General features: G+C 56.3%; 15 protein-coding genes. 10 read left to right on the forward strand and 5 right to left on the reverse strand.

Annotated features, from left to right (window positions below; all coding sequences use genetic code 11):
- Position 1 precedes the first annotated feature (1 nt).
- Both dcd and udk read right to left on the reverse strand, forming a co-directional pair.
- Positions 2 to 583, reverse strand: coding sequence for a dCTP deaminase (gene dcd, locus HVX64_RS14785; RefSeq protein WP_043000174.1), 582 nt, complete (start codon positions 581 to 583; stop codon positions 2 to 4).
- A gap of 91 nt (positions 584 to 674) precedes the next feature.
- Positions 675 to 1,316 (reverse strand): uridine kinase, encoded by a 642-nt coding sequence (gene udk, locus HVX64_RS14790; RefSeq protein ID WP_042318055.1) that lies wholly within the window; start codon positions 1,314 to 1,316, stop codon positions 675 to 677.
- A 326-nt stretch (positions 1,317 to 1,642) separates the two neighbouring features.
- Between udk and HVX64_RS14795 the strand changes: the two genes are divergently transcribed.
- On the forward strand, positions 1,643 to 4,972 hold the full coding sequence (locus tag HVX64_RS14795) for a diguanylate cyclase (protein ID WP_044258695.1): 3,330 nt from the start codon (positions 1,643 to 1,645) through the stop codon (positions 4,970 to 4,972).
- Here HVX64_RS14795 and alkA read toward each other — a convergent pair.
- The gene (gene alkA / locus HVX64_RS14800; RefSeq protein ID WP_044258693.1) at positions 4,940 to 5,809 is read right to left on the reverse strand and encodes a DNA-3-methyladenine glycosylase 2; all 870 of its coding nucleotides are present in this window, start codon (positions 5,807 to 5,809) and stop codon (positions 4,940 to 4,942) included. The genes HVX64_RS14795 and alkA overlap by 33 nt on opposite strands.
- 136 nt (positions 5,810 to 5,945) lie before the next feature.
- On the opposite strand from alkA, the gene yegD reads away from it, so the two are divergent.
- A complete protein-coding gene (yegD, locus tag HVX64_RS14805; protein WP_044258745.1) occupies positions 5,946 to 7,298 on the forward strand; it encodes a molecular chaperone in 1,353 nt (450 codons plus the stop codon).
- 98 nt (positions 7,299 to 7,396) lie between these two features.
- Here yegD and HVX64_RS14810 read toward each other — a convergent pair whose 3' ends face one another.
- Positions 7,397 to 7,456 (reverse strand): type I toxin-antitoxin system Ibs family toxin, encoded by a 60-nt coding sequence (locus HVX64_RS14810; protein WP_105887528.1) that lies wholly within the window; start codon positions 7,454 to 7,456, stop codon positions 7,397 to 7,399.
- Positions 7,457 to 7,734: 278 nt separating this feature from the next.
- On the opposite strand from HVX64_RS14810, the gene HVX64_RS14815 reads away from it, so the two are divergent.
- The 8 genes from HVX64_RS14815 to yegS all read left to right on the forward strand — a co-directional run bounded on the left by HVX64_RS14815 (position 7,735) and on the right by yegS (position 21,426).
- Complete coding sequence (locus tag HVX64_RS14815) at positions 7,735 to 8,982, forward strand: MdtA/MuxA family multidrug efflux RND transporter periplasmic adaptor subunit (protein ID WP_044258692.1); 1,248 nt, start codon at positions 7,735 to 7,737, stop codon at positions 8,980 to 8,982.
- Positions 8,982 to 12,104 carry a multidrug efflux RND transporter permease subunit MdtB gene (mdtB, locus tag HVX64_RS14820; protein ID WP_044258691.1) on the forward strand — a complete coding sequence of 1,041 codons (3,123 nt, stop codon included), beginning with the start codon at positions 8,982 to 8,984 and terminating at the stop codon, positions 12,102 to 12,104. Before HVX64_RS14815 ends, mdtB begins: the two co-directional genes overlap by 1 nt.
- The gene (gene mdtC, locus HVX64_RS14825) at positions 12,105 to 15,185 is read left to right on the forward strand and encodes a multidrug efflux RND transporter permease subunit MdtC (RefSeq protein WP_044258690.1); all 3,081 of its coding nucleotides are present in this window, start codon (positions 12,105 to 12,107) and stop codon (positions 15,183 to 15,185) included.
- Entirely contained in the window at positions 15,182 to 16,594 is a 1,413-nt protein-coding gene (locus HVX64_RS14830) for an MFS transporter (RefSeq protein ID WP_181825042.1), read from the forward strand. Before mdtC ends, HVX64_RS14830 begins: the two co-directional genes overlap by 4 nt.
- Entirely contained in the window at positions 16,594 to 17,997 is a 1,404-nt protein-coding gene (gene baeS / locus HVX64_RS14835; protein ID WP_044258687.1) for a two-component system sensor histidine kinase BaeS, read from the forward strand. Before HVX64_RS14830 ends, baeS begins: the two co-directional genes overlap by 1 nt.
- Positions 17,994 to 18,716 (forward strand): two-component system response regulator BaeR, encoded by a 723-nt coding sequence (baeR, locus tag HVX64_RS14840; protein WP_043000167.1) that lies wholly within the window; start codon positions 17,994 to 17,996, stop codon positions 18,714 to 18,716. Before baeS ends, baeR begins: the two co-directional genes overlap by 4 nt.
- A 166-nt stretch (positions 18,717 to 18,882) precedes the next feature.
- Entirely contained in the window at positions 18,883 to 20,244 is a 1,362-nt protein-coding gene (yegQ, locus tag HVX64_RS14845; RefSeq protein ID WP_043000166.1) for a tRNA 5-hydroxyuridine modification protein YegQ, read from the forward strand.
- Between the two features lie 282 nt (positions 20,245 to 20,526).
- The gene (yegS, locus tag HVX64_RS14850) at positions 20,527 to 21,426 is read left to right on the forward strand and encodes a lipid kinase YegS (RefSeq protein ID WP_044258685.1); all 900 of its coding nucleotides are present in this window, start codon (positions 20,527 to 20,529) and stop codon (positions 21,424 to 21,426) included.
- Here the strand turns inward: yegS and fbaB are convergent.
- Positions 21,423 to 22,475, reverse strand: coding sequence for a class I fructose-bisphosphate aldolase (gene fbaB / locus HVX64_RS14855; RefSeq protein WP_043000164.1), 1,053 nt, complete (start codon positions 22,473 to 22,475; stop codon positions 21,423 to 21,425). The genes yegS and fbaB overlap by 4 nt on opposite strands.
- Positions 22,476 to 22,602: the final 127 nt, after the last annotated feature.

The raw sequence follows: 22,602 nt of genomic DNA on the forward strand, positions 1-22,602 counted from the left end.
CTCAGTCTTTATCAATCCGGCTGGCGACAGCGCCCTGCTGATCGCGATACTTCGCATCTTCACGACGGTTGTAAGGTCTAAGCGCAGGCCCCGATAGCGGCTCGAAACTCAACGCGCCGATCAGCATCCCTGGGCGCAGAGCCAGCGGCAATTTACCGGAATTATAGAATTCCAGCACGATACAGCCAGACCAGCCCGGATCGATACGGTGCGCTGTCACATGAACCATCAGACCCAGGCGCGCCAGTGAAGAGCGACCGTCCAGCCACCCCACCAGGTCCGCTGGCAGGGTCACCGACTCATAGGTCACTGCCAGCGCCAGTTCGCCAGGATGCAGGTAAAATGCATCCCCTTCCGCCAGGACGATCTCATCGCTCATAACGCGATCCAGCGCAGCGCTCACTTCTGCCTTCGGTCCACTTAAATCGATAAAGGCAGCGGTATGTCCACTAAATGTACGAAATTTATTGCCCAGGCGCACATCCACGGTTGCGCCATTAATGCGCTCAACGGGCGGACGCGGGTTGATCGACAAACGGCCTTCATCAAGCCAGGCTTCAATATCTCGGTCACACAGACGCATGGCACTTTCTCCTTTCGTGCATCGGGCGCTTAACGCATTGTGCATTAAGGGCAAACCAGGTTATCACTGAACGGTACACAATTCGCCGGGCTTATTCAAAGAACTGACTGATTTTCGCTTTCAGAATATCAATGGCGATGCGATTTTTCCCACCGCGCGGCACGATAATATCGGCGTATTGTTTAGACGGTTCAATAAATTGCAGGAACATCGGACGCACGGTCTTCTGATACTGCGCCATGACGGAATCCATTGAACGACCACGTTCGTTAACATCACGCTTGATACGGCGCATCAGGCAGATATCCAGCGGGGTATCGACAAAAATAGAGAAGTTCATCTCTTCGCGTAAACGCGCGTCGGTCAGCAGCAAAATCCCTTCAAGAATGATGACTTTCTTTGGCTCAACACGAACCGTCTCTTTCATGCGGGTGTGTTCGACGTAGCTGTATACCGGTAGTTCGATCGCCGAACCCCGTTTGAGGGCCTGCAGGTGCTGAAACAGGAGGCTGTGATCCATCGCATTCGGATGGTCGTAGTTGGTTTTAACGCGTTCTTCCATCGACAGATGGCTTTGATCTTTGTAATAGCTGTCTTCGGGAATAACGCCGATATGTTCGTCACCGACTTGTTCACGCAACTCGCGATAAAGGGTACTGGCAATAAGACTCTTGCCGGAAGCTGATGCGCCAGCAATACCGATAATGACGCACTGATGGGACTGATCAGTCATAAATTTAGCGACCTGAATAACCTGGTTAGGAAGGACGACGCCGCATGGGCGTCAAACGCGGCAATTATAGGGATTTCGGGCGTGCGATACCAGTCGAGATAGCAGGGAGTGTATTTCGCGCCCAACGTTTCCCTGTCGCAAATTTATTTGTTCAGATTTAGAGCACCCCGCGGAATTAACCCGGTTTCGCAGTAATTAATCGCCATATAATGTCAAATAATGAGCAACCGGGATATAAATTGTAAATTGTTTGTACTAGCATAAACAGAGAATATCACGATGCGTCCGGGCGTTCCGCGACGTTCCGGCCACTCGGATACAGGGTAATGAGTAAACCATCCCAACATGTTTTAGTTACCTTGCCGCATCCTCTGCTGCGCTTCGTCAGTTTAGGGCTGACGGCTTTTATTTTTACCCTTTTCTCACTGGAATTATCCCAGTTTGGCACCCAACTCGCCCCGCTCTGGTTCCCGACGTCGATCATGATGGTGGCCTTTTACCGTCACGCCGGACGGATGTGGCCCGGAATTGCGCTCGCCTGTTCGTTAGGGAGCATCGGCGCATCGCTGGTCTTGTTCCCGCCCAGCGCGCTGAATTTTACCTACACCGCGATCAACATCATTGAAGCCGTCGTCGGCGCCATGCTGCTACGTAAGCTGTTACCCTGGTACAACCCGTTACAGAATCTCAATGACTGGCTACGTCTTGCCTTCGGCAGTGCGGTTATCCCGCCGCTGTTGGGCGGTATTCTGGTGTGGATTATGTCGCCGAATGAAACGCCGTTGAAAGCGTTTCTGATTTGGGTGCTGTCGGAATCCATCGGCGCGCTGGCGCTGGTACCGTTGGGATTATTGTTCAAACCACACTACCTGTTGCGCCACCGCAACCCGCGTCTGCTCCTGGAAACATTGCTGACGCTAGTCGTCACCCTGGTTCTGAGCTGGTTCGCCATGAAGTATGTTCCATGGCCCTTTACGTTAGTGATCGTACTGCTGATGTGGAGCGCCGTGCGGTTGCCACGGATGGAAGCCTTTCTCATCTTCCTCGCTACCGTCATGATGGTATCGCTGATGATGGCGGCCGACCCGTCACTGTTGGTCACCCCCAAAGTGCATGTCATGAACAACCTGCCGTGGCTGCCGTTCTTAATGATTCTCTTACCCGCGAACATCATGACCATGGTGATGTACGCCTTTCGCGCCGAACGTAAGCACATTACGGAAAGCGAAGAACGTTTTCGCAACGCGATGGAGTATTCAGCGATCGGTATGGCGCTGGTCGGTACAGAAGGGCAATGGCTGCAGGCCAACAAAGCGTTATGCCAGTTTCTCGGCTATAACCAGGATGAGTTACGCGCGCTGACCTTTCAACAGCTCACCTGGCCGGAAGACCTGCATAAAGATCTGGAGCAACTCACCATGCTGGTGAGCGGCGACATTAATAGCTATTCGATGGAGAAACGCTATTACACCCGTACGGGCGAGATCGTCTGGGCGCTGCTGACCGTCTCGCTGGTCCGCCATTCTGACGGCACGCCGCTTTACTTTATTGCCCAAATTGAAGACATCAACGATCTCAAACATACAGAATGGGTTAACAAACGGCTGATGGAACGCATCACGCTGGCAAACGAAGCTGGCGGCATTGGGATTTGGGAATGGGAACTGCAACCCGACGTCATCAGTTGGGATAAGCGTATGTTCGAACTGTATGAGGTTCCCGCTCATGTTAAGCCTACCTGGTCGCTCTGGTACGACTGCGTTATCCCGGAAGACCGCGAGTATGCAGAAAAGGTGGTTCGTGACTCCTTAGCCGCGCGCCAGCCTTTTAAGATGGAATTCCGCATTGCGGTGAAAGACGGCGTCCGCCATATCCGCTCGCTGGCGAATCGGGTGTTAAATAAAGATGGCGAAGTCGAACGACTGCTCGGTATCAATATGGACATGACCGAAGTGAAGCAGTTGAATGAAGCGCTGTTTCAGGAAAAAGAGCGTTTGCACATTACCCTCGACTCCATCGGGGAAGCGGTGGTGTGTATTGACGTTGATCTGAAAGTTACTTTTATGAACCCGGTCGCCGAGAAGATGAGCGGCTGGCAGCAGGAGAATGCCATTGGCGTACCGCTGTTGACGGTACTGCGCATCACCTTTGGCGATAACGGCCCGCTGATGGAGAACATCTACAGTGCTGATATGTCCCGCTCCGCCATCGAACAGGATGTGGTTCTCCATTGTCGCAACGGCGGCAGTTACGACATTCACTACAGCATAACCCCGCTTAGCACCCTGGACGGTGGAAATATCGGTTCAGTGCTGGTGATTCAGGATGTCACCGAGTCACGTAAGATGTTGCGCCAGCTAAGCTACAGCGCCACCCACGACGCCCTCACCCACCTGACCAATCGGGCTAGTTTTGAAAACAAGCTGAAACTGCTGCTGCAAACCGTCCGCAGTGCGCATCAGCGCCACGCGCTGGTCTTTATCGATCTTGATCGTTTTAAAGCGGTAAATGACAGCGCCGGTCACGCGGCGGGCGATGCGCTGCTGCGCGAACTGGCGCAACTGATGCTCAGCATGTTGCGTTCCAGCGACGTGCTGGCGCGTCTGGGCGGTGATGAGTTCGGCCTGCTGTTGCCGGAGTGTAATATTGAAAGCGCGCGCTTTATCGCCACGCGGATCGTTAACGCCGTCAATGATTACCACTTTATGTGGGAAGGCCGCCTGCATCGCATTGGTGCCAGCGCCGGGATCACGCTCATCGACGAGAACAATTGCCAGGCGGTTGAGGTGATGTCGCAGGCAGATATCGCCTGCTATGCCTCTAAAAATGGCGGGCGCGGCCAGGTGACCGTGTATGAACCACAACAAGAGCAGGCGCATCACGAGCGCGCGATGATGTCGCTGGATGAGCAATGGCGGATGATTAAAGATAACCACTTGCTGATGGTCGCCCGCGGCGTTGCGTCACCACGCATTCCCGAAGCACGTAATTTCTGGCTGATCTCGCTGCGACTGTGGACCAGTGAAGGAGAAGTCATGGAAGAGCAGGCCTTTCGGGCAAGCTTAGCCGATCCGGCGCTCAGCCATGCGCTGGATCGCCGCGTGCTCCATGAATTTTTCCATCATGCAGCGCCAGCGGTTGCCAGCAAAGGACTCAGCGTCGCCCTGCCGCTTTCGGTGGCGGGATTAATCAGCACAACGCTGATTGACGAACTTCTGGCTCAACTGGAGCAGAGCACTCTGCCGGGACGCCTGCTACATCTGATTGTGCCTGCGGAAGCGCTGTTACTGAACCCACAGGAGAGCACCAAAGCAATTCAGACATTGCGCCAGGCAGGGTGTCACATCATTGTGAGCCAGATTGGCCGCGATCTGCAGATCTTCAATCTGATGACCAAAAGTTTGGCGGATTACCTGCTGCTCGACAGTGAGTTGAGCGCCAGCATTCACGGCAACATGATGGATGAAATGCTGGTGTCGATTATCCAGGGCCACGCCCAGCGCCTGGGGATGAAAACCATTGCCGGGCCGGTGCAAACGCCGATCGTCATGGATACGCTGTCAGGTATTGGTATCGACCAGATTTATGGCGATATCATCGCCGAAGCGCAACCGCTGGATCTGCTACTCAACACCAGTTATTTCGCGATCAACTGACGGCTGCCATCCCTCGGTATACCAGATGTGCAATAACGCGTAGGAGCGCCAGGGTTTCCAGCGCTCCGCATAGCGACGGATCTGCGCGGGAGTCATCCCCGGGAAACGTTGTTTGATCAGATAGTCGTCAGGCAAAAACACGTCCTTCGCCTGCCAGCCGCGCAGGGCAAAATAGTTTGCCGTCCAGCGACCAATCCCCGGAAATCCCTGTAGCATTTTGATTCCCTGTTCAATATCTTCCGGCGGCTGGGTTACCAGTATTCCATCCCGGGCGGCCTGCGCCAGATAGATAAGCGCGTTGGCGCGCATCAGCGGCATGCCCAACGCTTTCAGTTCCAGCGGATCGGCTGCGGCTAGCTGTTCAGGCGTAGGGAAACAGACGTACTCCGGGCTGTCCACTAACACGTCGCCATACCATCGTGCAACCTTCGACGTCAGCTTTGCCGCCATCGCCACGCTCACCAGTTGGCCCAGAATCGCCCGGACGCCCTGCTCAAAGGCGTCCACCGAACCGGGCAGGCGCAGTCCCGGACGCGCCGCGCCCAGTTCACCTAACGCATGGCTGATCTGCTGTGGTTTACAGCGCAAATCAAACAGTCGCTCCATTTTTTCAAGGCAGATATCCGCGACCGGCAATAGCCCTTCACTCAGCGTCACCTGAAGCGTGTTCGTCGCGGTGTCGGGAACGGCGGCGATGATTCCCTTATGTTGTCCTATCGCCAGGCTTCGCGTGTAGCGTAACGCCTCAACGGTTTCCACCCCGTCGACCGCACGGGCGGCAAGGAAACCCAGAATCCATGACCAGTCATAAGGCGGTTGCCAGTTCAGGGTAAACATCATCCTCTCCTTTTTCTGCAAACCTTCAGCATAATCGCTATTCAGGCGTTGTGCTTTGCTTTCATATTCCAGTTGTCGCGACGACGACATTTCGCTAAAGTCACGCCCCTTCTTCACTGGCATGGGGATTTTCAAGGTGTTTATTGGATTTGATTACGGTACCGCTAACTGTTCTGTCGCCGTCATGCGCGACGGCAAGCCGCAACTGCTGAAAATGGAAAATGGCAGTACGCTGCTGCCTTCCATGCTTTGCGCGCCGACGCGTGAATCGGTGAGCGAATGGCTCTACCGCCATCATGATGTTCCGACACCAGACGATGAAACGCAGGCGCTGTTGCGTCGGGCCATTCGCTTCAATCGCGACGAGGACATTGACGTTCACGCCAGCAGCGTACAGTTTGGCCTGTCATCGCTTGGACACTATATTGATGACCCGGAAGAGGTGTACTTCGTTAAGTCGCCGAAATCCTTCCTCGGCGCCAGCGGACTAAAACCGCAACAGGTCGCGCTGTTCGAAGATTTAGTCTGCGCAATGATGCTGCACATTCGTCAACAGGCACAAAACCAACTCCCCGAAGCCATCACCCAGGCCGTGATCGGACGTCCCATTAACTTCCAGGGATTAGGCGGCGATGAGGCGAACAGCCAGGCGCAGGGTATTCTGGAACGAGCGGCAAAACGAGCTGGCTTTCAGGATGTCGTTTTCCAGTATGAGCCGGTGGCGGCGGGACTGGATTACGAAGCGACATTACAGGAAGAGAAACGCGTCCTGGTGGTGGATATCGGCGGGGGGACCACCGACTGTTCGTTACTGCTGATGGGGCCACAATGGCATCACCGCGCTGACCGCGAATCCAGCCTGCTGGGTCACAGCGGCTGTCGCGTTGGCGGGAACGATCTGGATATCGCGCTGGCGTTTAAACACCTGATGCCGCTGCTGGGGATGGGGGGCGAAACCGAGAAAGGGATCGCCCTACCGGTGCTGCCGTGGTGGAACGCGGTGGCGATCAACGACGTTCCGGCACAAAGCGATTTCTACAGCAGCGCCACGGGGCGTCTGCTGAACGACCTGGTACGCGATGCCCGCGAACCGGAGCAGGTGGCGCTGCTGCTGAAAGTCTGGCGTCAGCGTCTCGGTTATCGGCTGGTCCGCAGCGCCGAAGAGAGCAAAATTACGCTGTCTGCACAACCCGAAGTTAATGCAGCGCTCCCGTTTATCCGTGACGATCTGGCCGCCGTCATCAGCCAACAGGGGCTGGAGAGCGCGCTGGATCAGCCGCTTTCCCGGATACTGGAACAGGTGCAACTGGCGCTGGATAACGCCCAGGAAAAGCCAGACGTCATCTATCTGACCGGTGGCAGCGCACGCTCGCCGCTGATCAAAAAAGCGCTGGCCGCCAAACTGCCGGGTATTCCCATTGCCGGTGGCGATGACTTCGGCTCCGTCACCGCCGGTCTGGCCCGCTGGGCTGAAGTGGTATTCCGCTAAACGCCTCGCAAGCTGAACGCGGATGGATTGACATTAAGGTTCATGTGGCTTAGTTTCAGGAGTGAGGGTAAGGGAGGGTTTCCCCTCCCCCTGGTGTCTTAGTAAGCCGGTAAGCTAATGACTAAGAGTATCACCAGTATGATGACTACCTTCATCATAACCCTTTCCTTATTTTGGCCCCTTCCTCGGGAGGGGCTTTCCCGTTTCAGCGTCCTGCTGAAATCCGTGGCTTACCTCCTTTTTGCCGTGCCGCCACTGTAGCGCACAATTTTTCATGCGCCTTTTTCAGCGATGATTGTTGCGTAACGCCTCGCAAAGCGCGCCGCCATTCGGATGAATCCGTACAGGGTTTCATAATTCCTCCATTTTTCTCCCTTGATGGCTGGCTAAACTAGTATCATTCCGCGAAACGTTTCAGGATGAGAAACTCATAACGATGAAAGGCAGTCACAAATCCCGCTGGGTAATCACCATCGTGGTGGTCATCGCCGCCATCGCCGCATACGGGTTCTGGCAGAACCGGAGCGAACCGCAGAGCAGCGCGCCCGGCGCAACCGGACAAGCGAAACCCACGGCTGGCGCAGGTCGTCGTGGTATGCGCTCAGGTCCACTCGCGCCAGTGCAGGCCGCGACCGCCACGGAGCAGGCCGTTCCGCGTTATCTCACCGGTCTGGGCACGATGACCGCCGCTAACACCGTCACCGTACGTAGCCGCGTGGATGGACAACTACTGGCGCTTCATTTCCAGGAGGGTCAACAGGTTAAAGCCGGTGACCTGCTGGCGGAGATCGATCCCAGCCAGTTTAAAGTGGCACTGGCACAGGCGCAGGGCGTCCTTGCGAAAGACAAAGCCACCCTCGCTAACGCGCGTCGCGATCTGGCTCGTTACCAGCAACTGGTCAAAAGCAACTTAGTCTCCCGCCAGGAGCTGGACGCCCAGCAGGCGCTGGTGAGCGAATCCGAAGGTACGATTAAGGCCGATGAGGCCAGCGTCGCCAGCGCGCAGCTACAACTTGACTGGAGCCGAATCACCACACCGGTTGATGGTCGGGTTGGTCTGAAACAGGTAGATGTCGGCAATCAGATTTCCAGTGGTGATACCAACGGTATTGTGGTGATCACCCAGACGCATCCCATCGACCTGATTTTCACCCTACCGGAAAGCGATATCGCCACCGTCGTGCAGGCGCAAAAAAGCGGACAATCGCTGGTTGTTGAAGCCTGGGATCGCACCAATTCGAAAAAGCTCAGCGCGGGCGTATTGCTGAGTCTGGACAACCAGATCGACGTCACGACCGGGACGATCAAAGTAAAAGCTCGCTTTGATAACCAGGATGACGCGCTGTTCCCGAATCAGTTTGTGAATGCCCGGATGCTGGTCGACACGGAACAAAACGCCGTGGTGATCCCGACAGCCGCTCTACAAATGGGCAACGAAGGACACTTCGTCTGGGTGCTGAACGATGAAAACAAAGTCAGTAAGCATCTGGTCAAAACGGGCATTCAGGACAGTCAGAAGGTGGTGATCAGCGCCGGGATTTCGGCCGGTGACCGCGTCGTCACCGACGGGATTGACCGCCTGACGGAAGGGGCGAAAGTGGAAGTGGTGGAAGCGCAAGCCGCCGTCACCACCGATACAAAAGCCACCAGCCGTGAATACGGTCAGAAAGGAGCGCGCTCCTGATGCAGGTGTTACCTCCGAGCAGCACAGGCGGCCCGTCGCGCCTGTTTATTATGCGTCCTGTCGCCACCACGCTGCTGATGGTGGCGATTCTCCTCGCCGGGATCATCGGCTATCGTTTTCTGCCCGTCTCCGCGCTACCGGAGGTGGACTATCCCACCATTCAGGTGGTGACGTTGTATCCTGGCGCCAGCCCGGATGTGATGACCTCTGCGGTCACCGCGCCGCTGGAACGCCAGTTCGGCCAGATGTCCGGGCTGAAACAGATGTCGTCGCAAAGTTCCGGCGGCGCGTCGGTGGTGACGCTCCAGTTCCAGTTGACCCTGCCGCTGGATGTGGCCGAACAGGAAGTTCAGGCGGCCATTAACGCCGCCACCAACCTGCTGCCGAGCGACCTGCCGAACCCGCCGGTCTACAGCAAGGTCAACCCTGCCGATCCGCCGATCATGACGCTGGCGGTGACCTCTACCGCCATGCCGATGACCCAGGTCGAAGACATGGTCGAAACCCGCGTGGCGCAGAAAATCTCCCAGGTCTCCGGCGTCGGGTTAGTGACGCTCTCCGGCGGTCAACGTCCGGCGGTCCGCGTGAAGCTCAATGCACAGGCCATTGCCGCGCTGGGCCTGACCAGTGAAACCGTCCGCACAGCGATTACCGGCGCAAACGTCAACTCCGCCAAAGGTAGCCTTGATGGCCCCACCCGCGCGGTGACGCTCTCGGCGAACGATCAGATGCAGTCTGCCGACGAATACCGTCAGCTCATTATTGCTTACCAGAACGGCGCGCCGGTTCGTCTGGGCGATGTCGCGACCGTAGAACAAGGGGCGGAAAACAGCTGGCTCGGCGCATGGGCAAATAAAGAACAGGCTATTGTGATGAACGTCCAGCGCCAGCCTGGCGCGAACATCATCTCAACGGCGGACAGCATTCATCAGATGTTGCCACAGCTTAAAGAGAGCCTGCCAAAATCGGTAAACGTGACGGTACTGTCTGACCGCACGACTAACATCCGCGCCTCGGTCAGCGACACGCAGTTTGAGCTCATGCTGGCTATTGCGCTGGTTGTGATGATTATCTATCTGTTCCTGCGCAATATTCCCGCCACCATTATTCCGGGCGTCGCCGTCCCGCTGTCGCTGATCGGCACGTTTGCGGTAATGGTGTTTCTCGATTTCTCCATCAACAACCTGACGCTTATGGCGCTGACCATTGCCACCGGCTTTGTGGTGGATGATGCGATTGTGGTGATCGAAAACATTTCGCGCTATATCGAAAAAGGGGAAAAGCCGCTGACAGCCGCGCTGAAAGGAGCCGGAGAAATCGGTTTTACCATCATCTCCTTGACCTTCTCGCTGATTGCGGTCCTGATCCCGCTGCTGTTCATGGGCGATATCGTCGGACGTCTGTTCCGCGAATTTGCCGTGACGCTGGCAGTGGCGATTTTAATCTCTGCCGTGGTGTCGTTAACCCTGACGCCGATGATGTGCGCCAGAATGCTGAGCCAGGAGTCACTGCGTAAGCAAAACCGCTTCTCCCGCGCGTCGGAGAAAATGTTTGATCGGGTGATTGCCGGTTACGGACACTGGCTGGCGAAGGTGCTGAACCATCCGTGGCTGACGTTGAGCGTGGCGCTCGGCACCCTGCTGTTAAGCATCATGCTGTGGGTGTTTATTCCGAAGGGCTTCTTCCCGATCCAGGATAACGGCATCATTCAGGGCACGTTGCAGGCACCGCAGTCCAGTTCCTTTACCAGTATGGCCCAGCGCCAGCGGCAGGTATCGGACGTGATACTGAAAGATCCGGCGGTTGAGAGCCTGACCTCCTTCGTTGGCGTCGATGGCACCAACCCGTCACTGAACAGCGCGCGTCTGCAAATCAACCTGAAGCCGCTCGACGAACGTGATGACCGCGTCCAGAAAGTGATCGCCCGTTTGCAGGACGCCGTGGCGAGAGTGCCGGGCGTCGACTTGTATCTGCAACCGACGCAGGATCTGACGATTGATACACAGGTCAGCCGCACGCAATATCAGTTCACGCTGCAGGCCACCTCGCTGGATGCCCTCAGCACCTGGGTGCCGCAACTAATGGAAAAACTACAGGCGTTGCCGCAGCTTTCTGACGTCAGCAGCGACTGGCAGGATCAGGGGCTGGTGGCGTATGTGAATGTCGATCGCGACAGCGCCAGTCGGCTAGGGATCAGCATGGCGGATGTCGATAACGCACTGTATAACGCTTTCGGTCAGCGCCTGATTTCCACGATCTACACTCAGGCGAATCAGTATCGCGTGGTACTGGAACACAATACGGAAATGACGCCTGGACTGGCGGCGCTGGATTCAATCCGTCTGACCAGCAGCGACGGCGGCATGGTGCCGCTCAGCGCGATCGCTAAGGTTGAACAACGCTTTGCGCCGCTCTCGATTAACCATCTGGATCAATTCCCGGTCACCACTATCTCGTTCAACGTTCCGGACGGTTATTCGCTGGGCGATGCGGTCCAGTCGATTCTGGACAGCGAAAAAACGCTGAATCTGCCAGTGGATATCACCACTCAGTTCCAGGGTAGCACCCTCGCCTTCCAGGCGGCGCTGAGCAGCACCATCTGGCTGATTGTCGCGGCGGTGGTGGCGATGTATATCGTGCTCGGCGTGCTGTACGAAAGCTTTATTCACCCAATCACCATTCTCTCTACGCTGCCCACGGCTGGAGTCGGCGCGCTGCTGGCGCTAATGATTGCCGGTAGTGAACTCGGCGTGATCGCCATTATCGGCATTATTTTGCTGATCGGCATTGTGAAGAAGAATGCCATCATGATGATCGACTTTGCCCTTGCCGCTGAGCGCGAACAGGGGATGGCGCCGCGCGAGGCGATTTTCCAGGCCTGTCTGCTGCGTTTTCGTCCGATCCTGATGACCACACTGGCGGCGCTGCTGGGCGCACTGCCACTGATGCTGAGCACCGGCGTGGGGGCAGAACTGCGCCGTCCGCTGGGGATCGGTATGGTGGGCGGCTTACTGGTCAGCCAGGTGCTGACGCTGTTCACCACCCCGGTTATCTATCTGCTGTTTGACCGCCTGTCACTGTATATGAAAAACCGCTTCTCTCACCGGGAAGAGGAGGCGTAAATGAAGTTTTTCGCTCTCTTCATTTACCGCCCGGTGGCGACGATTTTAATTTCTCTCGCCATCACGCTCTGCGGCGTGCTGGGATTTCGACTGTTGCCTGTCGCCCCGCTGCCGCAGGTTGATTTTCCAGTGATTATGGTCAGCGCCTCGCTGCCAGGAGCCTCGCCGGAGACCATGGCGTCATCCGTCGCAACGCCGCTGGAGCGATCACTTGGGCGCATTGCCGGCGTCAGTGAGATGACTTCAAGCAGTTCCCTCGGCAGCACGCGCATCATTTTACAATTTAACTTCGATCGCGATATCAACGGCGCGGCGCGAGATGTGCAGGCCGCGATAAATGCGGCGCAAAGTCTGCTGCCAAGTGGCATGCCGAGCCGCCCAACTTACCGCAAAGCCAATCCGTCCGACGCGCCGATCATGATTCTGACGCTAACCTCGGAGACATACTCACAAGGTGAGCTCTACGACTTCGCCTCAACCCAACTGGCGCAGACCATCGCACAAATCGACGGTGTCGGCGACGTCGACGTAGGCGGCAGCTCGCTGCCCGCCGTGCGCGTCGGTTTGAATCCGCAGGCGCTGTTTAATCAGGGCGTCTCGCTGGATGAGGTACGCACCGCTATCAGCAACGCCAACGTGCGCAAACCGCAAGGGGCGCTGGAAGATTCCACGCATCGCTGGCAGATCCAGACCAATGACGAACTCAAAACGGCAGCGGAATATCAACCACTGGTGATTCACTACAATAATGGCGGCGCCGTACGGTTGGGTGATGTCGCCACGGTGACGGACTCAGTACAGGATGTCCGCAACGCCGGGATGACCAACGCCAAGCCGGCGATTTTGCTGATGATCCGCAAACTGCCGGAAGCCAACATTATCCAGACGGTCGACAGCATTCGGGCCAGACTCCCGGAGTTGCAGTCCACCATCCCGGCGTCGATTGATATGCAAATCGCGCAGGATCGCTCGCCGACCATCCGCGCCTCGCTGGAGGAAGTTGAGCAGACGCTGGTCATTTCCGTGGCGCTGGTCATTCTGGTGGTCTTTCTGTTCCTGCGATCCGGACGCGCCACGCTGATCCCCGCCGTGGCGGTTCCGGTTTCGTTAATTGGCACCTTTGCCGCGATGTATCTGTGCGGATTCAGTCTCAATAACCTGTCGCTGATGGCGCTGACCATCGCCACCGGCTTTGTGGTCGATGACGCCATTGTGGTGCTGGAAAATATCTCGCGCCACCTGGAAGCCGGAATGAAACCTTTGCAGGCTGCGCTTCAGGGCACGCGTGAAGTGGGCTTTACCGTGCTGTCCATGAGCCTGTCACTGGTCGCCGTGTTCCTGCCGCTGCTGCTGATGGGCGGGCTGCCGGGACGATTACTGCGTGAATTTGCCGTCACGCTGTCGGTGGCGATTGGTATCTCGCTGCTGGTGTCGCTCACGCTCACCCCGATGATGTGCGGCTGGATGCTAAAATCCAGCCAGCCACGGGAGCAGAAGCGGCTGCGCGGATTTGGCCGCATGCTGGTCGCGCTGCAACAGGGCTACGGTAAGTCGCTGAAATGGGTGCTCAACCATACGCGACTAGTCGGCGTGGTGCTGCTCGGCACTATTGCGCTGAATATCTGGCTCTACATTTCGATTCCGAAAACCTTCTTCCCGGAACAGGACACCGGCGTACTGATGGGCGGGATTCAGGCTGACCAGAGCATCTCGTTTCAGGCGATGCGCGGTAAGCTTCAGGACTTTATGAAGATTATTCGCGATGATCCGGCAGTGGATAATGTCACCGGATTTACCGGCGGCTCGCGAGTCAACAGCGGGATGATGTTTATCACCCTTAAGTCCCGTGATGAACGCCGGGAGACCGCGCAGCAGGTGATCGACCGTCTGCGGGTGAAACTGGCAAAAGAGCCCGGTGCCAATCTGTTCCTGATGGCGGTGCAGGATATTCGTGTCGGCGGACGCCAGTCCAATGCCAGCTATCAGTACACCTTGCTGTCAGACGATCTGGCGGCGCTGCGCGAATGGGAACCGAAGATTCGTAAAGCCTTAGCCGCCCTGCCCCAACTGGCGGACGTCAACTCTGATCAACAGGATAACGGCGCGGAGATGAATCTTACCTACGATCGTGAAACCATGGCGCGCCTGGGTATTGACGTGCAGGCGGCAAACAGCCTGTTAAACAACGCTTTTGGTCAGCGGCAGATCTCCACCATCTATCAGCCGATGAACCAATATAAAGTGGTGATGGAAGTCGACCCGCGTTACACCCAGGACATCAGCGCGCTGGAGAAAATGTACGTCATTAACAGTGACGGTAAGGCGATTCCGCTCTCCTGGTTTGCCAAATGGCAACCGGCGAACGCGCCATTGTCGGTGAATCATCAGGGGCTGTCGGCAGCGTCCACCGTCTCTTTCAACCTGCCTACGGGTTCCTCGTTGTCAGAAGCCAGTGACGCCATTAATCGGGCGATGACCCAACTGGGCGTGCCGTCTACCGTGCGCGGCAGTTTTGCCGGGACCGCGCAGGTCTTCCAGGAAACCATGAATTCCCAGGTGATCCTGATTATTGCCGCGATCGCCACGGTCTATATTGTGCTTGGCATACTGTATGAAAGTTATGTCCACCCGCTAACCATCCTCTCCACGCTTCCCTCCGCGGGGGTGGGCGCGCTCTTAGCGCTGGAGATTTTCGATGCCCCGTTCAGCCTCATCGCCCTGATAGGGATCATGCTCTTAATTGGCATCGTGAAGAAAAATGCCATCATGATGGTCGATTTTGCGCTGGAGGCGCAAAGGCATGGCAACCTAACGCCAGAACAGGCGATTTTCCAGGCTTGTCTGCTGCGTTTTCGCCCGATTATGATGACCACGTTGGCCGCGCTGTTTGGCGCGCTGCCGCTGGTGCTTTCCGGCGGTGACGGTTCTGAACTGCGTCAGCCGCTGGGGATTACCATTGTCGGCGGTCTGGTGATGAGCCAGTTGTTAACACTCTATACCACTCCGGTGGTGTACCTCTTCTTCGACCGTCTGCGGCTGCGTTTTTCGCGTAAACACCGTAAACCGATAACAGAGACATGACAGAACTTCCCAACAGCACCCGCTGGCAACTGTGGATTGTGGCATTCGGCTTCTTTATGCAGTCGCTGGATACCACCATCGTCAATACCGCGCTTACCTCGATGGCAAAAAGCCTCGGGGAAAGCCCGCTGCATATGCACATGGTCGTGGTTTCGTATGTGCTGACCGTGGCGGTCATGCTGCCTGCCAGCGGGTGGCTGGCAGACAAAATCGGTGTGCGGAATATTTTCTTTACCGCCATTGTGCTGTTTACCCTGGGCTCGCTGTTTTGTGCCGGTTCCGGCACGCTCAATGAACTGGTCATGGCGCGGGTGTTACAGGGCGTTGGCGGTGCCATGATGGTACCGGTCGGCCGGCTGACGGTGATGAAGATTGTCCCGCGCGAACAGTACATGGCGGCGATGACGTTTGTCACGCTGCCAGGTCAGATAGGCCCGTTGCTGGGCCCGGCGCTGGGCGGGATCCTCGTGGAATATGCCACCTGGCACTGGATTTTCCTGATTAATCTGCCGGTCGGTATTGTCGGCGCGATCGCCACGCTGCTGCTGATGCCCAACTACACCATGCAAACCCGACGCTTTGATCTCTCGGGTTTTCTGCTACTAGCGACGGGGATGGCGGTTCTGACCATCGCGCTGGACGGCAGCAAAGGGATGGGGATGTCGTCGTTCGCGCTCGGCGCGCTGGTAGTGGGCGGCGTGGCGGCCATTTTGCTCTACCTGAAACACGCCAAAGCTAACCCGCGAGCGCTGTTCAGTCTCCACCTGTTCCGCACGCCAACCTTCTCGCTGGGGCTGTTCGGCAGCTTTGCCGGACGCATCGGCAGCGGCATGTTGCCTTTCATGACGCCGGTCTTTTTGCAGATTGGTCTCGGCTTTTCCCCGTTTCACGCCGGGCTGATGATGATCCCGATGGTGCTGGGTAGCATGGGCATGAAACGCATTGTTGTACAGGTGGTTAACCGCTTTGGTTACCGTCGGGTGCTGGTCGCCACGACGCTTGGGTTGTCGGTGGTAACCCTGCTGTTTATGTCCACTGCGCTGCTGGGCTGGTATTACGTGCTGCCGCTGGTGCTGTTTGTTCAGGGCATGGTCAATTCGACGCGTTTCTCCTCCATGAACACCCTGACCCTGAAAGATCTGCCGGATGAGTTGGCCAGCAGCGGGAACAGCCTGCTGTCGATGATTATGCAACTCTCAATGAGTATCGGCGTCACCGTTGCCGGTCTGCTGCTAGGGATGTTCGGACAACAACAGTTTACGGTGGATAGCGGAACGTCGCATACCGTCTTTATGTACACCTGGCTGTGCATGGCTTTAATCATTGCGTTGCCCGCCGTGATCTTTGCCCGCGTCCCAAACGATACCCATAAAAATGTCGTCATTGCGCGACGCAAAAGGAGAACCTGATGAAGCTCTGGCGACCCGGCATTACCGGCAAACTGTTTCTGGCGATTTTCGCCACCTGCATCGTGTTGTTGATCAGTATGCATTGGGCGGTACGCATCAGCTTCGAGCGAGGGTTCATTGACTACATCAAAAACGGCAACGAGCAGCGTCTGACCATGCTCAGCGATGCGTTAGGAGAACAGTACCAACAGCACGGCAGCTGGCGCTTTTTGCGCAATAATGACCGCTTTGTGTTTCAGATCCTCCGCTCCTTTGAACATGACAAAGACGATGATAAACAAGGCCCTGGTATGCCGCCACACGGCTGGCGCACGCAGTTCTGGGTGGTGGACCAGGATGCGCATGTCATGGTTGGCCCGCGCGGCCCGGTTCCCGCAGACGGTACGCGGCGGCCCATTCTGGTTAACGGTCAGGAGGTCGGTGCCGTCATTGCCTCCCCTGTTGAACGTCTGACACGTAACACCGACATTAATTTCGATAAACAGCAGCGGCGCACCAGTTGGCTGATTGTGGCGCTCTCAACCCTGCTGGCGGCGCTGGCGACCTTTCCACTCGCGCGCGGACTGCTGGCCCCGGTCAAACGGCTGGTCGAAGGCACGCACAAACTGGCTGCGGGGGATTTCACCACCCGTGTTGCCGCCACCAGCGCCGATGAGCTGGGCAAACTGGCGCAGGACTTTAACCAGCTCGCCAGTACCCTGGAAAAGAATCAGCAGATGCGTCGCGATTTTATGGCCGATATCTCGCATGAGCTGCGCACGCCGCTGGCAGTTCTGCGCGGTGAACTGGAAGCGATTCAGGACGGCGTGCGAAAATTCACGCCGGAATCGGTGGCCTCGTTACAGGCGGAAGTGGGGACACTGACCAAACTGGTCGACGATCTGCACCAGCTTTCGATGTCTGACGAAGGCGCGCTGGCCTACCAAAAAACTACCGTCGACGTGATCCCACTGCTGGAAGTGGCGGGCGGCGCATTCCGCGAACGTTTTGCCAGCCGGGGTCTGACGCTACAGTTTTCCCTGCCCGATAGCGTTACCGTGTTCGGCGATCGCGATCGCCTGATGCAGTTATTCAACAACCTGTTAGAAAACAGCCTTCGTTACACCGACAGCGGCGGCAGCTTACGTATCAGCGCAGAGCAGCGCGACAAGCGCGTGCTGATCACCTTCGCCGACTCCGCGCCGGGCGTCAGTGACGATCAGCTTAAGAAACTGTTCGAGCGATTCTACCGCGCCGAAGGATCGCGCAACCGCGCCAGCGGAGGGTCCGGACTGGGACTGGCGATCTGCGTCAACATCGTTGAGGCCCATAATGGCCGCATCCACGCTGCCCATTCGCCTTTTGGCGGGGTAAGCATTACAGTAGAATTACCGCTGGAACGCGATTTACAGAGAGACGTATGACTGAGTTACCCATTGATGAAAACACGCCACGCATTCTGATTGTGGAAGATGAACCCAAGCTGGGACAGTTACTTATCGACTATCTGCGCGCCGCGAGCTATGCCCCGACGCTGATTAGCCATGGCGATCAGGTACTGTCTTATGTGCGCCAGACGCCGCCGGATTTAATCCTGCTGGATCTGATGCTACCGGGTACCGATGGCCTGACCCTGTGTCGCGAAATCCGTCGCTTCTCCGAGGTGCCAATCGTGATGGTCACCGCCAAAATTGAGGAGATCGACCGCCTGCTGGGACTGGAAATTGGTGCGGATGATTACATCTGCAAACCCTACAGTCCGCGCGAAGTGGTCGCCCGCGTGAAGACCATTCTGCGCCGCTGTAAGCCGCAGCGTGAATTACAGCAACTGGACGCCGAAAGCCCGCTGATCGTCGATGAAAGCCGTTTTCAGGCCTCCTGGCGTAATAAAATGCTCGACCTGACGCCTGCGGAGTTCCGCCTGCTGAAAACGCTGTCTCACGAACCGGGGAAAGTGTTTTCCCGTGAGCAGTTGCTGAATCATCTCTATGATGATTATCGCGTGGTGACCGACCGCACCATCGACAGTCATATCAAAAACCTGCGTCGCAAGCTGGAAGCGCTTGACGAAGAGCAGTCGTTTATCCGTGCAGTGTATGGCGTCGGCTATCGCTGGGAAGCGGATGCCTGCCGGATTGTCTGACACGGTAGCGCAAATAGTGGCCCGATAACGCCGCGTTATCGGGCCCGGCGTTTTCCTTTACCTCATTTGCCCGCAGCGCTACAATGCCCGCCCTTAACGTGAGGACTCTCCTCTAGCCGCTTCATCAGGTGAAGCGGATCTGACCTGTCATCAGAACGAGAACATTATGTTTAAACCGGAACTCCTTTCACCGGCGGGAACGCTGAAAAATATGCGTTACGCTTTCGCCTATGGCGCAGATGCCGTCTATGCGGGCCAGCCGCGCTACTCGCTGCGCGTGCGCAATAACGAATTCAACCACGAGAATCTGCAGCGCGGCATTAATGAAGCCCATGAGCTAGGGAAAAAATTCTATGTGGTGGTCAACATCGCCCCGCACAATGCGAAGCTGAAAACCTTTATCCGCGATTTGAAGCCAGTGGTGGAAATGGGTCCGGATGCCCTGATCATGTCCGATCCAGGTCTTATCATGCTGGTACGTGAGAATTTCCCGGAAATGCCGATTCACCTCTCGGTCCAGGCCAACGCCGTGAACTGGGCGACGGTAAAATTCTGGCAATCGATGGGGCTGACCCGTGTGATTCTGTCGCGCGAACTGTCGCTGGAAGAGATTGAAGAGATCCGCAACCAGGTACCGGAGATGGAGATTGAGATCTTCGTTCACGGCGCACTGTGCATGGCCTATTCTGGTCGCTGCCTGCTTTCCGGTTACATCAATAAGCGCGACCCGAACCAGGGCACCTGTACCAACGCCTGCCGCTGGGAATATAACGTACAGGAAGGCAAAGAAGATGTGGTCGGTAATATCGTCCACAAATACGAGCCGATCCCGGTACAAAACGTGGAGCCGACGCTGGGTATCGGCGCGCCAACCGATAAAGTGTTTATGATTGAAGAGGCCCAGCGCCCGGGCGAATACATGACCGCGTTCGAAGACGAGCACGGCACTTACATCATGAACTCGAAAGATCTGCGTGCCATCGCCCACGTTGAGCGCCTGACGCAGATGGGCGTGCACTCGCTGAAAATTGAAGGCCGTACCAAATCTTTCTACTACTGCGCGCGTACCGCACAGGTTTATCGTAAAGCGATTGACGACGCCGCTGCCGGTAAGCCGTTTGATCCGCAGTTGTTGGAAACGCTGGAAGGTCTGGCGCACCGTGGTTACACCGAAGGTTTTCTGCGTCGCCACACCCATGACGATTATCAGAACTACGAATACGGTTACTCGGTATCCGAGCGTCAGCAGTTCGTGGGTGAGTTTACCGGTGAGCGCAATGGCGACCTCGCGGCCGTGGCAGTGAAAAATAAATTCTCCGTCGGCGACAGCCTGGAACTGATGACCCCACAGGGCAACGTGAACTTCACGTTAGCGCAGATGGAAAACGCCAAAGGCGAGCCAATGCCAGTGGCGCCGGGGGACGGTTATACCGTATGGATCCCTGTTCCACAGGATCTGATGCTGGATTATGCACTGTTAATGCGCAATTTTTCCGGCGAATCGACGCGAAATCCGCACGCTAAATAGTTAATCAGGGTTATTTTTTCACGCCAGGAGGAATCTTAGAAACCGATCACATACCGCTTCGTTCATTAAGGGTATTATCCGTTTCGCTGAAAAACATAACCCATAAATGCTAGCTGTACCAGGAACCACCTCCTTAGCCTGCGTAATCTCCCTTACGCAGGCTTATTTTTTTGCGGCCTGATCGTATATTGTGTGCGTATTTTAAGCCTGTTCTGACCTCCCCTTTTCGTTTCTGCTATACACTTTCTTCATAGATTCCAAAAACAAACAGGCAAAAAAGGAATGGATCATTTTCCCTCCAGCGTATTGATTCTGAATGGTAAAAGTGCTGATAACCCCGTACTGCGGGACGCCATTGGGCTGCTCCGTGACGAAGGAGTAGAGATTCACGTTCGCGTTACCTGGGAAAAAGGCGATGCGCAGCGCTATGTCGAAGAGGCTCGTCGTCTGGGCGTTGAAACGGTGATCGCCGGCGGCGGTGACGGCACGATTAACGAAGTATCGATGGCGCTGATCCAGTGTGAGGGGGCCGATATTCCCGCACTGGGCATTCTGCCACTGGGCACCGCCAATGACTTTGCCACCAGCGTCGGGATCCCTGAGGAGTTAGATAAGGCGCTGAAGCTGGCGATTGTCGGTAACGCCATTGAGATTGATATGGCGCAAGTCAACGATAAAACCTGTTTTATCAATATGGCAACCGGTGGTTTTGGTACGCGTATCACCACCGAGACGCCGGAAAAACTGAAAGCGGCGCTGGGCGGCGTGTCATACATCATTCACGGCCTGATGCGCATGGATACGCTAAAACCGGACCGTTGCGAAATCCGTGGTGAGAACTTCCACTGGCAGGGTGATGCGCTGGTGATTGGAATTGGTAATGGGCGTCAGGCTGGCGGCGGTCAGCAGTTGTGTCCGAATGCGTTGATCAACGACGGTTTGCTGCAACTGCGGATTTTCACCGGGGAAGAGATCCTGCCCGCGCTATTTTCCACCCTGAAACCACAGGAGGAAAACCCCAATATCATCGACGGCGCTTCAGCCTGGTTTGATATCCGGGCACCGCATGACATTACCTTTAATCTTGATGGCGAACCGCTGAGCGGACAGGAATTTCATATCGAAATCCTGCCCGCCGCGTTGCGGTGTCGACTGCCGCCAGATTGCCCGCTACTGCGTTAAGCAATCGTCACTTTGTTATCGAGATAGACATCCTGCACGGCGTTGATCAATTTCACGCCGTCAGCCATCGATTTTTTGAAAGCTTTACGACCCAGAATCAACCCCATCCCGCCTGCACGTTTGTTGATTACAGCCGTACGTACCGCGTCGCTCAGGTCAGTTTCGCCGCCTGCCGCGCCGCCGGAGTTAATCAACCCGGCACGCCCCATGTAGCAGTTTGCCAGTTGATAGCGCACCAGATCGATCGGGTTCTCTGTGGTCAGTTTGCTGTAGACGCGATCGTCGGTGTAGCCATAATTCACGGCTTTGTATCCGCCGTTATTTTCCGCCATTTTCTGTTTGACGATATCCGCACCAATCGTTGCCGCCAGATGGTTCGCCTGCCCGGTTAAGTCGGCGGAGACGTGGTAATCGACGCCCTCTTTTTTGAACGCGGCATTTCGCAGATAGGCCCACAGTACGGTGACCATACCCAGCTCATGCGCCCGTTCAAAGGCGGCGGAAATCTCTTCAATCTGCCGACGTGACTCTTCTGAACCAAAGTAGATGGTTGCGCCTACGGCCACCGCCCCCAGATTGAACGCTTGCTCTACGCTGGCATACAGCGTCTGGTCGTAGGTATTCGGATAGCTGAGGGTTTCGTTATGGTTGAGTTTCACCAGAAACGGAATGCGATGCGCGTAACGACGCGAGACGGAAGCCAGTACGCCATAGGTTGAGGCCACACAGTTACATCCGGCTTCGATCGCCAGTTCAACGATGTTTTTCGGGTCGAAATAGAGCGGGTTGGCGGCAAACGACGCCCCTGCCGAGTGTTCCACTCCCTGATCGACCGGTAAAATGGACAGGTAACCCGTTCCCCCCAGACGCCCGGTGTTATACAACGTCTGCATGTTACGCAGTACCGCAGGCGGACGGTTGTTGTCCACCATCACGCGGTCGACGTAATCATGTCCGGGCAGATAGAGTTGGTCTGAGGGTATGGTCATGCAACGATGCTGTAAGAGGCTGTCGGCGTCTTTGCCAAGCAACTGCGCAATATCAGTCATAGTTATGCTCCCGTAAGTTCCGAATGCGTCGGAATGTGGATTGTCCTGACCCGCGTTTTGCGGGCAGCCATAAGTCTGGTACCGACCGACCATTTTTTCCATCTTTCGGGGATTTTTCAGCGCTATC

The sequence above is a fragment of the Citrobacter sp. RHB20-C16 genome (assembly GCF_013890155.1).
Classification (GTDB): Bacteria; Pseudomonadota; Gammaproteobacteria; order Enterobacterales; family Enterobacteriaceae; genus Citrobacter_A; species Citrobacter_A amalonaticus.